11 protein-coding genes, 1 pseudogene and 1 riboswitch are annotated in these 15983 nt (G+C 39.9%); of the genes and pseudogenes, 6 read left to right on the forward strand and 6 right to left on the reverse strand.

Annotated features, from left to right (window positions below):
• Positions 1-112: 112 nt before the first annotated feature.
• Positions 113-931: a co-chaperone DjlA gene (gene djlA, locus OO7_RS04685; protein WP_008914819.1), complete on the forward strand. Its 819-nt coding sequence runs from the start codon at positions 113-115 to the stop codon at positions 929-931.
• 45 nt (positions 932-976) lie between these two features.
• On the opposite strand, the gene rluA is transcribed toward djlA, so the two are convergent.
• Complete coding sequence (rluA, locus tag OO7_RS04690; RefSeq protein WP_043892644.1) at positions 977-1630, reverse strand: bifunctional tRNA pseudouridine(32) synthase/23S rRNA pseudouridine(746) synthase RluA; 654 nt, start codon at positions 1628-1630, stop codon at positions 977-979.
• Between rluA and OO7_RS16800 the strand changes: the two genes are divergently transcribed.
• Entirely contained in the window at positions 1629-1784 is a 156-nt protein-coding gene (locus tag OO7_RS16800; protein ID WP_156823130.1) for a hypothetical protein, read from the forward strand. The two genes, rluA and OO7_RS16800, sit on opposite strands and share 2 nt — an antisense overlap.
• Positions 1785-1803: 19 nt before the next feature.
• Here the strand turns inward: OO7_RS16800 and rapA are convergent, their stop codons facing one another.
• The 5 genes and pseudogenes from rapA to thiB all read right to left on the reverse strand — a co-directional run bounded on the left by rapA (position 1804) and on the right by thiB (position 10707).
• Positions 1804-4710, reverse strand: a complete 2907-nt coding sequence (rapA, locus tag OO7_RS04695) for an RNA polymerase-associated protein RapA (RefSeq protein ID WP_008914821.1) — start codon at positions 4708-4710, stop codon at positions 1804-1806.
• A gap of 245 nt (positions 4711-4955) precedes the next feature.
• Positions 4956-7307, reverse strand: a complete 2352-nt coding sequence (locus tag OO7_RS04700; RefSeq protein ID WP_043892645.1) for a DNA polymerase II — start codon at positions 7305-7307, stop codon at positions 4956-4958.
• Between the two features lie 119 nt (positions 7308-7426).
• Complete coding sequence (thiQ, locus tag OO7_RS04705; protein ID WP_008914823.1) at positions 7427-8131, reverse strand: thiamine ABC transporter ATP-binding protein ThiQ; 705 nt, start codon at positions 8129-8131, stop codon at positions 7427-7429.
• Positions 8124-9727, reverse strand: a pseudogene (gene thiP, locus OO7_RS04710) (thiamine/thiamine pyrophosphate ABC transporter permease ThiP). Before thiP ends, thiQ begins: the two are co-directional and overlap by 8 nt.
• On the reverse strand, positions 9703-10707 hold the full coding sequence (gene thiB / locus OO7_RS04715) for a thiamine ABC transporter substrate binding subunit (protein WP_008914826.1): 1005 nt from the start codon (positions 10705-10707) through the stop codon (positions 9703-9705). Before thiB ends, thiP begins: the two are co-directional and overlap by 25 nt.
• Before the next feature lie 63 nt (positions 10708-10770).
• Positions 10771-10867: riboswitch (TPP riboswitch) on the reverse strand.
• 278 nt (positions 10868-11145) lie between these two features.
• Here thiB and rppH point away from each other — a divergent pair.
• From rppH to OO7_RS04735, 4 genes are all read left to right on the forward strand, one after another.
• Positions 11146-11679, forward strand: coding sequence for an RNA pyrophosphohydrolase (gene rppH, locus OO7_RS04720; RefSeq protein WP_008914827.1), 534 nt, complete (start codon positions 11146-11148; stop codon positions 11677-11679).
• A gap of 4 nt (positions 11680-11683) precedes the next feature.
• On the forward strand, positions 11684-13930 hold the full coding sequence (gene ptsP, locus OO7_RS04725) for a phosphoenolpyruvate--protein phosphotransferase (protein WP_008914828.1): 2247 nt from the start codon (positions 11684-11686) through the stop codon (positions 13928-13930).
• A gap of 80 nt (positions 13931-14010) precedes the next feature.
• On the forward strand, positions 14011-14907 hold the full coding sequence (gene lgt / locus OO7_RS04730; RefSeq protein ID WP_008914829.1) for a prolipoprotein diacylglyceryl transferase: 897 nt from the start codon (positions 14011-14013) through the stop codon (positions 14905-14907).
• Positions 14908-14971: 64 nt separating this feature from the next.
• Entirely contained in the window at positions 14972-15823 is an 852-nt protein-coding gene (locus OO7_RS04735) for a thymidylate synthase (protein ID WP_008914830.1), read from the forward strand.
• Positions 15824-15983: the final 160 nt, after the last annotated feature.

Raw genomic sequence — 15983 nt, forward strand, 5'->3', positions numbered from 1 at the left:
ATTGCGCCAGTATAATGTAAGAAACTTTACGCGGTTGTAGTTATGCACCGAGCCGAATGGGTAGTATGATAATGCAAAATTGCATTCTGAGCATTGAAGAATTGAGGGATATATGCACTACTGGGGTAAAATTATTGGTGTTTTACTTGCCATTATGTCGGGTTTGGGGTTTTGGGGGGCTCTTGTTGGCTTAATTATAGGCCATTGGTTTGATAAAGCGGCCGCTCAACGTAAATCTACGAGTGGAATGAGTCAGCGAGATCGGCAGGCGATTTTTTTCGCGAGCACCTTTCAGATATTAGGGCACTTAACCAAATCGAAAGGGCGTGTAACTGAAACGGATATCCAATTAGCGTCTAATTTAATGGATAGAATGCAATTACATGGTGAAACGCGTAAGGCTGCTCAACAAGCTTTTAGAGAAGGGAAAGAGCCTGATTTTCCGCTAAGGGATGTTCTTAAGCATTTACGCCTTGCCTGTTATGGCCGTTTTGATTTAATTCAGATGTTTCTGGAAATTCAATTACAAGCTGCATTTGCGGATGGCGAACTGCACCCTAATGAGCGAAAAGTCCTCTTTATTATTGCAGAAGAGCTTGGTATCTCGAAAATTCAGTTTGAGAAATTTCTAAGCATGATCCAAGGTAGCCAGCGTTTTGACCAAGGTTATTCGCAACAGCAACAATCAGGTGGGTATTATCAGCCATCACAAGGACCAACCTTAGAAGATGCTTGTCAGGTTCTTGGTGTCTCAATAAATGATGATCCAACTACCATTAAAAGAGCTTATCGCAAATTAATGAGTGAAAATCATCCTGACAAACTGATAGCTAAAGGGTTGCCACCTGAAATGATGGAAATTGCGAAGCAAAAAGCCCAGTCTATTCAAGCGGCTTATGAGCTAATCAAGAAAGAACGTGGTTTTAAATAGCAGATTTATTGACCGGTAATCTCAACATTGCCGGTCAATAAGAAATTAAAAATCAGGTTGGCAGCTAAAATGCATTGGAGTGCCATAAGCAGGATGTGTGATATAAAGCTCTTGAGCATGAAGTTGTAAACGTGGTGCAAGCGCTCGAGCTTCGTCATGTGCATAAAAGCGATCTCCAAGTATAGGATGGCCTAATGCAAGCATATGAACACGTAATTGGTGCGAACGCCCAGTAATTGGTGATAACTTGACTCTCGTTGCTAATGTTTCATATTCTAAAACTTCATATTCTGTTTGAGCTGACTTGCCTGTTTCAAAGCACACTTTTTGCTTCGGTCGATTTGGCCAATCACAAATAAGTGGTAGGTCGATTAAACCTTCTTTTTTAGCTAAATGCCCCCAAACTCTGGCAATATAGTGTTTTTTTGGCTCACGTTCGCGAAATTGACGTTTTAGCTCGCGTTCAGCCTCTTTATTTAATGCCACTACCATGACTCCACTCGTCGCCATATCTAAACGATGAACACATTCCGCATTCGGATGGTCACGTTGCACTCGGCTCATAATACTATCGTGGTGCTCAGGTGCTTTGCCCGGAACCGACAGTAATCCACTTGGCTTATTAACCACAATGATATGCTCATCTTGATAAAGAATGTATAACCAAGGGTCAATGGAAGGATGATAAGGCTCCATCATGAGAAATACAGCTCCTGAGTCTCTTAAATCAATCTTCCACGATAGCGAGAAAGATGAAATGGCAAATAACGGAAAAATAGAGATCTATTTAGCAGTAAACTTATCATCAACCAAGTTTTCCTATTCACAGAAAACTTGGTTGGCGTTAGTTTAAGTTGACACTAATAACGTGGTTATTGGTGAGTGACCACAACCAAACGAATTGCATCAAGACGCCATGTTGCTTGGTCGATATTCTTCAACAATAGCTGGCGTTCTTCTTCAATAACATCTAATTCTTCATCCCGGATATTTGGGTTAACCGCTTTAAGTGCTTCCAAACGAGCCAATTCTAAAGAAAGTGCTTTGTCAGCAGCCTCTTTTGCATTTTCGATAAGCACTTTTGCTTCTTGCTCAACCATGGGTTCAGATAAGCGCAGAACAGAATGTACTTCATTTTGGACTGCATTCACCAACTTACTCGCCATATGGCGGTTAATTGCATTAAGCTGACGGTTAAAGCTTTCAAATTCAACTTGTGATGAAAGATTGTTACCTTTGAGATCAACTAACAAACGAATTGGTGTTGCAGGAAGAAAGCGACTAATTTGTAGGTTTTTAGGTGCTTGAGCTTCCAGAACATACACTAATTCTGTGAGTAATGTTCCCACTGGTAAGGCTTTATTTTTCAGTAAAGAAACCGCGCAGCTGCCCGTATCGCCTGATAATACTAAATCTAAGCCATTGCGGATAATTGGATGTTCCCAACTAATAAACTGAGTATCTTCACGTGAGAGAGCTTGTTCACGTTCAAAGGTAATTGTGCAACCATCTTGTGGTAGACCCGGGAAATCAGGGACTAACATATGATCCGAAGGTGTTAGGATCAGTAAGTTATCACTTTTATCTTCCTGATTAATACCAACAATATCAAAGAGGTTAAGTGCAAAATTAACAAGTTCAGTGTCATTATCTTCTGCACCAATAGTTTCTGCTAATAGAACACCAGATTCTCCACCGTTTGAGTGCATTTCTAATAGGCGGTCACGGCCTTGCTCTAATTGTAATTTTAGCGCTTCATGTTCATCTCGACAGGTTTTTAAGAACTCATCAAAACCATCAGTGATGGTTGGTTCAGCCATATACTGTAATAGCTGCTGATAGTATTTATCATAGATGGTTCTACCTGTTGGGCAAGTATGCTCAAAAGCATCCAACCCTTCATGATACCAGCGAAGTAGCACAGCTTGGGCGGTATTTTCTAGATAAGGAACATTTAAAACGATGTCACGGGTTTGACCAATACGATCTAATCGGCCAATTCGTTGTTCTAACAAATCAGGGTTAAATGGTAAGTCAAACATGACTAGCTGATTAGCAAACTGGAAGTTACGGCCTTCAGAACCAATTTCTGAACAGAGTAGAACTTGAGCGCCATCTTCTTGAGAAGCGAAATAAGCTGCCGCGCGGTCACGTTCAAGTAAAGATAAACCTTCATGGAAGACGGCTGCACGGATACCTTCACGTTCACGTAATACTTGTTCTAGCTGTAACGCAGTTTCCGCTTTGGCGCAAATAACTAAGACTTTCTCATGGCGGTTAGCCATTAAATAGCCCATCAGCCATTCAACTCGTGGGTCAAAATTCCACCATGTTGCATTTTCACCTTCAAACTCTTGATAAATTTGCTCAGGATAAAGAAGTTCTTTGGCACGAGTTTCAAGGTCTTTTTTCGTTCCCATAATACCTGCAACTTTAATTGCTGTTTGGTATTGGGTTGGTAATGGCATTTTAAGTGAATGCAGTTCACGATGAGGGAAGCCTTTCACACCATTACGGGTATTTCTGAATAATAGACGGCTTGTTCCATGTCTATCCATTAACATAGTAATGAGCTCTTGACGCGCTTTGCTACTATCATCACCCTCAGAATTAGCCGCTTTTAATAATGGTTCAATGTCTTGCTCTTTAATTAAATCATTTAGCAAGTTTTGCTGATCATTAGTGAGCTTATCTCCTGATAGCAACATTGAAACGGCGTCAGCAACGGGACGATAGTTTTCTTGTTCATCAAGAAATTCTTGATAATCATGGAAACGGCTCGGATCAAGAAGGCGCAGACGGGCAAAATGGCTTTCTTGACCAAGTTGCTCTGGTGTTGCTGTTAAGAGTAGAATTGATGGAATATTTTCAGCCAGTGTTTCAATCACTTGATATTCACGACTAGGTGCAGCCTCACTCCATTGTAAATGGTGAGCTTCATCAACAACCATCATATCCCAACCTGCTTCTACAAGTTGATCAAAGCGTTGCTTGTTGCGACGGACAAAATCAAGTGAGCATAATACTAGCTGTTCTGTTTCAAACGGATTATCGCTATCGTGGCGAGCTTCACTATAACGGCTGTCATCAAAGAGCGAAAAACGCAAGTTAAAACGGCGTAGCATTTCAACAAGCCATTGATGTTGTAAGCTTTCAGGAACAATGACTAAAACACGTTCTGCTCGACCTGCCATCAACTGTTGATGGATGATCATACCTGCTTCGATAGTTTTACCTAATCCCACCTCGTCAGCGAGCAATACGCGTGGATGATGGCGTTTACCCACTTCATTAGCAATATGTAATTGATGCGGGATCAGACTGGCGCGTATTCCCCGCAGCCCCGTTGCTTGGTGTTTTACTTGTTCACTTTGAAATTTACGTGCTCGGTAACGTAATGCAAAGCGATCCATTCTATCAATTTGACCCGCGAATAATCTGTCTTGTGGCTTGTTGAATGTCAATTTGCTATCAAGAAAAACTTCTCTCAGACTAACATCCGGCTCTTCAGTATCAAGGCGTGTACCGGTGTAAGTCAGTAGTCCGTTATCTTCTTGTACATTTTCAACTTTAAGCTGCCAACCTTCGTGGCTAGTAATGGTATCCCCCTCGTTAAACATCACTCGAGTGATTGGGGCATCATTACGTGAATAAAGACGGTTTTCCCCACTGGCGGGAAAAAGTAAAGTCACCATACGGGCATCAATAGCCACGACGGCGCCTAATCCGAGTTCGCTTTCTGTATCGCTGATCCAGCGCTGACCAAGAGTAAATGGCATAGGTTTTAACTCAGTTCCATAGTTTTGATTGTTTATTTTGAGACTTGTCGTCGGACAAATATATCATTGTTCTCATGCGGTTATGAGTAAACAAGAGTCATTAGAATATTAATTATTTTAGTTGCCCGATGGATCATTATAGCAATTATCTCATCCATGGTGTGAAACCATGACGAGTAAAATGTCAAAGGGGCGTTATATTAATTGAAGCAAAGCTTATCGTCACCTGTTAAAAAAGGTTCGCTTTAAAAAAACAAAGTGATCTGACCTGTTAGGATGGTATCAAAGTCATCTTGTAAAAATGGCAAGATAGCATCAGCAATAGGTTTGATCTGCTTTAGGATATAGTGCTCATAATTTGGGCGAGAGGTGATTATTTCAAGAGGCTCTGGACCCGCTTGAGTAATAATATAACTAATCCATCCACCATTTTGATATTGCTGTGGACGATGTAACTTTAAATTGTATTCATCTGCTTGACGAGCTGCCCTGACATGAGGAGGGACATTCCGTTGATATTCTGAGAGTTTTCTTCGTAATCGTTTACGATAAATGAGTCTGTCGTCATACTTGCCATTTTGAATTGACTGCACATATTCACGAATAAATTCTCGGTAAGGCTGCTTATAAAAAATACGCGTGTATAACTCTTTTTGAAAACATTGTGCGAGTGGTGTCCAATCAGAGCGGATGGTTTCTAATCCTTTAAAAATCATGTTATCCCCACTTAATCCAGCATAACGTTTTTTACTTCCAGAATCAGATCCTCTCACTGTTGGCATGAAAAAACGGCGATAATGAGTTTCATATTCAAGTTCTAGTACGCCTTCTAGTTGCCACTCTTCAGATAAATGTTTCTTCCACCAGCTATTAACAAAATCGCGTAATTCAAAGCCAATTTTTTGAGCTTGTTCCTGTGAATGGCTTTCTTTTAACCATACAAAAGTTGAATCCGTATCACCGTAAATAACTTGGTAACCACGCGATTCAATTAACTCTTTTGTAATACGCATAATGTCATGTCCGCGCATGGTGATAGATGCTGTAAGGCGTGGGTCGAAAAAGCGACATCCTTCAGCACCTAATACACCAGCAAAAGCATTCATAATAATTTTTAATGCTTGAGATAATGGAGCGTTATTCTCTTGTTTGGCTTTATCACGAGCTTGCCAAATATGGCTAACAATATCTGGTAAACAATGTACTGAGCGAGAAAACCACGCATGACGAAAACCTGATACTGAATGTTGTTTTTCAGGATGAGCAAGACCTTCTATCATGCCTGCGGGGTCGATAAGAAAAGTGCGAATAATTGAGGGATACAAGCTTTTATAATCAAGAACTAACACAGAATCATATAAACCGGGTTGAGAATCCATCACAAAACCACCAGGATTATGTTGGAGTTTTTGTTCATGAAGATTCGGTGCAACAAACCCAATACGATGCAAGCGGGGAATATATAAATGTGAAAAGGCTGCAACAGATCCGCCCATGCGGTCAATTGCTAATCCGGTAACAGTTGAACGTTCTTGCAAGAATGCCATAAGGTCGGTTTTTGCAAAGATCCGATGAACTAACCAACAGTCTTGAATATTGTAATGTGCAAGTGCAGGTTTATCGTGTTCAAAACGGCGATTAATTTCATCCATTCTGTCATACGGAGTATCAATCGCTTTACCTTCACCTAGCAATGTTTGAGAAACAGATTCAAGGCTGAAAGAGGGAAAGCTCCAAGTTGCTGCTTTTAAAGCATCAATACCATCAATAATTAGCCGGCCTTCGGCAGCGGCGAAAAATACGCCTTGTTTAAAGCCATGTTCACGCCATTCCAGCTTTTTATTTTGCCGACCAAATAGCAGTGGTTTTCCATAACGTTCTGCATGTTTTTGTAGCACATTTAAATCAAACTGAATCAAATTCCAACCAATAATAGCGTCAGGATCAAATTTTTGTAGCCAATGATTAAGGTTATCAAGTAATTGAGGGCGGCTATTAACATAAACGAGGCGGTGTTGATTGGTCAGTGCAGAACCTTGCTCTGGACCCAACATAAAAACAACGTTGTCACCGCAGCCAGATAAACCAATAGAGTAAAGCTCTCCGTATTGGCTCGTTTCAATATCTAATGAAACGGCTTTAATTTCTGGGCGATAACCTTCACAGGGCTTGAGATGATACTCACCATGTTGGTTACAAGAAAACCACACTGGCGCTGTGATAAAGCGCTCCATTAAATAACGTTCGCAAGGGCGGATATCAGCTTCTAGAATTTCGACGCCAAGTTCTCGACAATTCTTTTCCAGATTGAGTAATTGCCGATATTGGCGGCAATAAATAGCGCAAACTTTTTCACGTTTAAAGTTAGATAATTCAATTGGCCGATAAGTAATGCCATCTTGTTCATCTAATAAATGCTTTATAGAGGGTAAAGATGAATGTGCAATAAAACCAACTGCCTTTTGGTAAGGAATGGTCACTTTTCGAGGTCCCGTTTCAGTTATTAACCAATAACTAACCTCAACCCCTTGGCGGGTATCTTTCCAATGGCGACTTAAGATAAAGCCTTTTTCCGCAGGTGACATAGGTTGAAGCATAAGATCACTCGAATAAAAAGTAACACATTCACTATACGTGAATAGTGTGATTTTATACAGTGTTTTTTTATTATATGATGAGTAAAAATGAGTGGAAATTAACCAGTAAAAATGAATGGCTAATTATTATTAGTAATACCAAGTAATTTTGAAGCTGATGTAGTTCCTGCTAATAATTCACTCGTGCAACCATCGTAAGCTATTTTACCGTCAGCAATAACAAGAGTCCGCGGAGCAATTTGTTGAGCATCTTCTAGGTTATGTGAAACCATTACTAATGTAATATTTTTTGATTGACAGATCTCATCAAGAAGTAACAACATTTCTTGGCGTAAAGCGGGGTCAAGTGCAGAAAAGGGTTCATCTAATAATAAAATGGGTTGTTCGCGGATCAAGCAACGTGCAAGTGCTGCGCGTTGACGTTGGCCACCTGATAATTGGGCTGGAAGCCTATCGATAAGCTCAAGTAATCCTGATTGAGCAGCAATCTGTTCAACAAGCTTGATTTGCTGGGTATTAAGCCGTAATCCTGGATGCAAACCTAAACCAATATTCTGTTTTACTGTGAGATGAGAAAATAAATTATTCTCTTGAAATAACATGGAGACAGGGCGCTTTGCTGGTGGAGTACAAGTGTGATTATGCCCATTTAATTGGATGGTACCGCTTTTAGCAAATTGAAACCCACTGATTAAACTCAGTAATGTACTTTTCCCAGCTCCGCTTGGCCCCATGACTGCAACGCGTTCACCTGCCTTAATTGAAAAGTCAAAGTACATGTTAATATTGTCGTATTGATAGTCTAGCTGAGTTAATTTAATCACGTTGTTTCCCTGAAATGCCTTCAAGCAAATTAAACAAACAAAAACATAAAAGAAGTAAAACCATTGCAGTCACAGCACCATCATTTGTGCGATAGGCGCCTATTTGCTGATAAAGATAATAAGGGAGCGTACGAAAATCTTCATTACCAAATAAGGCAACAACCCCAAAATCACCAATTGAGATAACACAAGCAAAAGCAAGGGCTTGCGCTATTGGTTTCTTCAATGCTTTAAGTTCAATAATTCGTAATCGATTAAAACCACTAATAGCAAGAGAGTGACAAAGTGGATTATAACGTTCAGCTAAATCTCGCATTGGGTTTTCTAACACTTTTAAAGCATAAGGAATAGTGATCAAAGCATTCGTCATGATCACTAATGCATAAGGCGATTCAGGAATGCCGATAGTTTCATTAAATAAGATAAAGAAGCCAGTAGCTAACACAATACCGGGCATAGCTAAAATTAATAGCCCACTTAGTTCCATTGCTTGCCCAAGCTTTACTGCCCGTTTTAAACGCAGCTCACGGCTACTCCATAACAACATCATTGTGAGGAAAACGCATAATAATCCTGCACAAATTGCAATAAATAATGAGGTTAACGTTGCTTGCCATAGCGCATTTTGGCTTAACACGCTGATTAACTGGCCATTTAATCCATCAACAATAACGGCTAAAAGAGGGGGGATGAGTAATAAAATTGCGGCAATAATAAGCAGTGAATCTCGGAAACGACGAAATAGGTTATCAGCAGGATCAATCCATTGATTATGTTGACTATAGCCAGTAGAAAACAGGTGATTTATTTTCTGGCTCAACACCATTAAACCAATACAAAAAACAGCTGTATCAAGGCTAGAACAGCAGCTCTGGCAGGATCAAAATCATAACTTAATGCTTGGTAAATGGCTAACTCAATCGTTGTCGCAGCAGGGCCACCACCTAATGCAAGTACGGTTGCAAAGCTTGCAAAACATAGCATAAAAATTAATGCAGCCGTAGGCAACATTTGTCTACGTATATAAGGCCATTCAAGAATGCGAAATTGTTGCCATTCATTTAAACCTAATTGTGCTGCAATTTGTCGTTGCTCTGTAGAAATATTTTCTAAAGATTGTAATAACATACGCGTCGCAAGGGGCATATTAAAAAAGACATGCGCCAGTAAAATGCCTTGTAAGCCATAAGGGCTAAAATCATAATTTAAACCAATTAATTGATATAATTGGGATAGCCAACCAGTTTTGCCATAAACGGATAAAATCCCAAATACTGCGACTAGCACTGGAAGTACAAGGGTCATTGCGCAAAGCTGTAGAAGAAGTTTTCTTCCCGGAAACCGGCGGCGATAAAGTGCTCTGGCAAGGAGTATTGCCGGCAGAATAGAAAACAGGGCTGATAAAAAAGCTTGCCAAAAAGTAAAGCCAATAACATGCCATAAATAGTGGTCGCTAAATAGCTCACGAATGGAAATACTGGGTGAAAAAAACCACAATGACCCAAATGCGAGCAGTGCAACAACCACTAATAATCCGGAAGCTAATGCTCCCGGTAATAGTGACCAGTTAATTAACGGCTGACGGCAGTTTGCCATAAGCGAACCCAATTTTGACGCTCTTTGGCAACTTCTTGTGAGCTAAAAAGAAGTGATTTTTTGGGAAGCGGTAAAGCGCTATAAACTTCGGGTAATGGAATATCGATAACTGGGTACATCCAATTGGTGGTTGGCAATGTATTTTGGAATTCAGGTGTGAGCATAAATTGTAAAAATTGTTTGGCAAGCTCAGGTTGAGCGCTATTTTTCAGCTGAGCAGCTACCTCAATTTGCATATAATGACCTTCATCAAACAAGGCCGCAGCATAGTTATCTTTCTTATCATTTAGCATTTGATAACCAGGAGATGATGTGTAGCTAAGGACAAAGTCGCCTTCGCCTTTCAAGAATAATCCATAGGACTCACTCCAGCCTTTTGTCACGGTGAGTGTTTTATCTGCCATCTTATGCCACGCATCAGCAGATTTATTACCATATAACTTTTCAATCCATAACATTAAGCCAAGACCTGGTGTACTGGTTCGCGGATCTTGGTAAATGATTTTCCATGCGTTATCGCTATTGAGCAATTCATCCATGCTTTTTGGGGGATGTTTAACTTTATTTGTGTCGTAGATAAATGCGAAGTACCCATAGTCATAAGGTATGAATGTGGTGTTCTTCCACTCAATAGGAAGTTTCATTGATTCGGTATTAATGTTAGCGGGCACAAATAGCCCCGTATTTTCTGCTGAATCAATCAGATTGTTATCAAGCCCTAACACAATGTCAGCTTTACTCTTTTTACCTTCCATGCGTAGTCGATTCAGTAATGCAACGCCATCACCGAGTGAAACAAGTTTTAATTCACAGTCGCACTGAGCTTCAAAGCTCTTTTTGATTTGTGGACCAGGACCCCACTCAGCAGCAAATGAATCATAGGTATAAACCGTCAAGGTCGGTTTTTCTGCCCATGAAAAGTGTGAGATACCTAAAGTTGCGAGAGCAATTAATGATTTACATAATGAATGTTTCAGCATGCTTTTTCCTGTGTGAAAGAGAAAACGACACAGGATTTGAGAAGATACCATAACAATTAGGTGAATTGACGGTAGCTCAAATCCCTACGCCGGTATTGCCCGGATCAGGTTCTACGGGTTAATTCTCAGCCTAAAAATAAAGGCACCCCGTTGAGACAGGTTTATTGTAGAGACTTTACCTATATCTGCAATACCCATTATGTTTTTATCTTTGTTTATCAGCACTATCTTCATTTTTTGAGAGGAAGTAAAAATTGGGGAAATATTGATATGATTTTATTTATTTAGCGGTGTTTTTTAGCATATTCTCGGGCTAAGACTATATGGCTTTGATTATTTGCAGCATATATATAAATATTGGCGAGTATATAGGTTTACCAGATAGGGTATGTATGAAACAATTAGCCATCTTTCAAATTTGGTTATTGAGGTAGTCTGGTGATCGATGATGATGGCTACCGCCCGAATGTAGGAATTGTAATTTGTAATCGGCAAGGGCAGGTTTTATGGGCTCGCCGCTATGGTCAGCATTCATGGCAATTTCCTCAAGGAGGTATAAATCCTGGGGAATCACCAGAGCAGGCTATGTATCGTGAATTGTACGAAGAAGTCGGCTTGCAACGTAAAGATGTTCGGTTATTGGCCTCGACTCGCAATTGGCTACGTTACAAATTACCCAAGCGTTTGGTGCGTTGGGATACAAAACCTGTTTGTATCGGGCAGAAACAGCGTTGGTTTTTATTACAACTTCAATGCAATGAAGCCGATATAAATGTTCAGCGCAGTAAGTCGCCAGAATTTGATGGTTGGCGATGGGTGAGTTATTGGTATCCTGTTCGACAAGTGGTCTCTTTCAAGCGCGAAGTGTATCGCCGCGTAATGAAAGAGTTCGCACCTATTGTGATGCCATTACAAGAACAAAGAGCGCCACAAAGACCGGCGTTTATGCATCGTAGGCGCGGAGCTAGGTAAAATTATGCTAACGCGCTTACGTGAAATTGTCGAAAAAGTGGCAATGGCAACAAGTTTAGCCGAAGCATTAGAGGTATTAGTAAACGAAACCTGTAATGCGATGCAAACAGATGTTTGCTCAATTTATTTGGCTGATCATTCGCGTCAATGTTATTACTTAATGGCAACCCGCGGGTTAAAAAAACCTCGTGGGATTGCTATTCGTCTTGGGTTTGATGAAGGCGTTGTGGGGGCCGTTGGCCGTCAATCTGAAATGCTCAATCTTGCCGATATTCGCGAACATCCTGAATTTAAATACCTTCCCCAACTCAAAGAAGAGCAGCTAAAAGCATTTTTAGGTGTACCAGTTGTTTATCGTCGAAAATTACTTGGTGTGTTAGTCGTACAGCAACGTGATCGACGTTTTTTTAATGAAACTGAAGAGTCCTTTTTGGTGACGTTGTCAATGCAACTCGCCGTGATTTTATCTCAAGTGCAATCTAAAGGAATTTTTGGGCAATATAGACAAAGCCGGCTTAAAGCTATACCTGTATCACAAGGCATTGTGATGGCCTATGGCTGGCAAGATAGTTCACAACCTACCTTTGATTCAATCTACGAAGCTAGTGCTTTAAATATTAATGATGAAAAGCAGCATTTAATAAATGCAATTGAAAATGCTGCTTCTGAATGCCGACGAATTAGCAAGCGCTTTATGGCAAACTCGCAAAAGGAAAGTGCTGCAATTTTTGATTTGTATAATCATTTATTGCATGACCCACAACTCAAAAAAAGGTTATTTGCGGCAATTGAGCAAGGGGCTATTGCGCAATGGGCAGTGAAAAAAGTCATTGATGATTATGTTGAACAGTTTTCCCGTTTAAATGACCTTTATTTGAGGGAAAGAGGAGCTGACCTTAGAGCATTAGGTCAACGTTTACTTTTCCATTTAGATGATAACTTAACGGCCCGCGAGCAGTGGCCAGAAAGTTTTATTTTGGTTGCGGATGAGCTAAGTGCGAGTGTATTAGCTGAGATGCCTTTGGAGCAGCTTGCTGGTGTTATTGTTCGTGATGGTGCCACGCATTCGCATTCTGCCATTTTGATCAGAGCGATGGGAATACCCGCAATAATGGGAGTAGATGTTGACCCATCTTTATTGCATGACCGTTTTTTAATTCTTGATGGTTATCGTGGTGATGTATTCATTGAGCCCGAGAATTTTATTGTTCAAGAATATAAGCAAATTATTGCGGAAGAAAATATTCTCAGTGAATTAGCTGAAGATTCTCTTGAACAAGAAGTCACATTAAAAAACGGTGAATATGTCTATATTTACCTTAATGCTGGTTTAAGCCCCCGTTATGAACGGCAGATTAATGTTGCCGTAGATGGTGTTGGGTTGTATCGGACAGAACTGCCTTTTATGCTGCATAACGGTTTTCCATCCGAAGATGAGCAAAAGCAGCTGTATCAGGAAATATTGCATTTATTTGCAGATAAGCCCGTTGTGCTAAGAACATTAGATATTGGGGCGGATAAGCAGTTACCTTACATGCCAATCAATGAAGAAAACCCTTGTTTAGGTTGGCGCGGTATACGGATTATGTTGGATCAACCTGAGATCTTCTTGATTCAATTAAGAGCTATGTTGTTAGCAAACCTTAAAACTCAAAATTTGCGCATTTTATTACCGATGATAACCAGCCTTAATGAGGTTGATGAGGCTATCATTTTAATAAAAAGAGCAAGGGATGAATTAAGTCAATCGATTGATCACATAGTACCTATGCCACAAATTGGTGTTATGTTTGAAGTTCCTTCATTATTATTTTTACTGCCAGAGTTAAAAAAACGGGTCGATTTTATTTCAATTGGTACGAATGATTTAACCCAATATTTATTGGCTGTCGATAGAAATAACACGCATGTTGCATCAATTTATGACAGCCTGCATCCTGCAATGATCCGCTTTCTAGCTCAGGTAAGCGAAGAGTGTCAACGGATTGGTTTACCGGTCAGTGTGTGCGGTGAAATGGCAGGGCAGCCGTTGGGAGTAGCGGCATTAATCGCTTTAGGCTATCGTTCTTTGAGTATGAATGGACGTAGTGTTCCAAGAGTAAAATATTTGATCCGTGGATTACAACCTGATTTAGTATCTGCGTTATTACCCGATCTTTTAACCGCTGAAACAAGTAGTATGATCCGTGAAAAAATTAGTTTATTTATGGAGAAGAATGGGTTAGGTGGCTTTGTTCGAGGTGGTATCTAATTTATTTCACCAGATTTTTCTATCTCAATGCTATGTTATGATGCATGGCGATTTTGATTTAACAAATAAAGTGGGGAACGATGAGTAACAGCTACTTAGCATTTCCGGAGATTGATCCTGTCATGTTCTCGGTCGGGCCAGTGTCTTTGCACTGGTATGGTTTTATGTATCTTGTTGGGTTTGTATTTGCTTTGTGGTTAGCAAATCGTCGTGCGGCTAAACCTAACAGTGGTTGGACAAAAAATGAAGTTGAGAACTTACTCTACATTGGCTTTGTAGGTGTTTTTGTAGGTGGAAGATTAGGTTACGTATTCTTTTATAATTTGCCAGTATTTCTTGATGATCCCCTTTACTTATTTAAAGTTTGGGATGGCGGAATGTCGTTTCATGGCGGATTAATTGGTGTTATTTGTGCCATGATGTGGTTTGCACATCGGACTCGACGCCGTTTCCTTCAAGTTGCTGATTTTGTTGCACCACTTATTCCATTTGGTTTAGGAATGGGGCGAATTGGAAACTTTATTAATGGAGAATTATGGGGACGAGTCACTTTAGATACGCCTTGGGCATTTCTATTCCCACATTCGCGAAGTGAAGATATTCAAATAGTAGCGCAAGATCCATCATTACTGCCTATTTTAGAGCAATATGGCGTTCTTCCACGCCATCCATCTCAACTTTATGAGATGGTTTTAGAAGGGATTGTATTATTCCTGATCTTAAATATATTTGTGCGTAAACCTCGCCCAATGGGCAGTGTTTCTGGGCTATTTTTGATAGGTTATGGGGCGTTCCGAATTATTGTTGAATTCTTTAGACAACCAGATTCGCAGCTTGGTTTATTTGGAGGCATTAGCATGGGGCAAATTTTATCAATACCAATGATTATTGTTGGTGTGCTAATGATTATGTGGGCATATAAATATGGTCAAAATATTCCAGCCCATAAACCCGACAAGAATCCTAAAAGTAAATAAATAAAATAAATTGATAAGGCCATCATTGCGCTTGTAATGATGGCCTATAAATAAGTGAGTATTTATGAAGCCGTATCTTGAGTTATGCCAGCGAATTATTGATGAAGGTCAGTGGGTTGAGAATAAACGTACGAGTGTTCGTTGCCTAACGGTGATTAATGCTGACCTAGAGTATGATGTTGCAAATAACCAATTTCCTTTAATTACCACACGTAAAAGCTTTTTTAAGGCTGCGATAGCTGAGTTACTTGGCTATTTGCGTGGCTATGATAATGCAAAGCAGTTCCGAGAAATTGGTTGTAACACTTGGAATGCTAATGCTAATGAAAATCAGGCTTGGCTAAATAATCCACACCGTAAAGGTGAGGATGATATGGGCAGAGTTTATGGTGTTCAGGGACGTTCGTGGTTACGTCCAGATGGCTCACATCTTGATCAGCTTAAAAAAGTTGTCGATAACTTAAAAAATGGGATAGATGATCGTGCTGAAATTATAACGTTTTATAACCCGGGTGAATTTGAAATGGGTTGTTTACGTCCTTGCATGCATACTCATACTTTTTCACTATTAGGCGATACACTTCATTTAACGTCGTATCAACGTAGCTGTGATGTTCCACTGGGCTTAAATTTCAATCAAGTCCAGTGTTTTGTATTCCTTGCTCTTATGGCTCGAATTACAGGTCATAAACCCGGTAAGGCTTATCACAAAATTGTGAATGCTCATATTTATGAAAATCAATTACCTTTGATGCGTGATGTACAATTAAAGCGTGAACCTTTCCCTTTACCATCATTGTTTATTAATCCGCAAATCAAGACATTGGAAGATATTGAAACTTGGGTGAGTACTGATGATTTCACTTTAGAGGGATATCAGTATCACGAAGCTATACGTTATCCATTTACAGTTTAATTATTCTTTGAGATTGTTGGCAAAGCGCGGGGAAATCCTAGTTCCCCGCTTTGTGTTATCAATTGAAAATCAATATATTGATCTTCCTCCGTTTATTTTAAAGTGCATTATCATTGTTACTAAACAAACTGTGTTGGTTAGTAACTCGCAATTTTGAATT

It is taken from the genome of Providencia sneebia DSM 19967, from assembly GCF_000314895.2.
Lineage (GTDB): Bacteria > Pseudomonadota > Gammaproteobacteria > Enterobacterales > Enterobacteriaceae > Providencia > Providencia sneebia.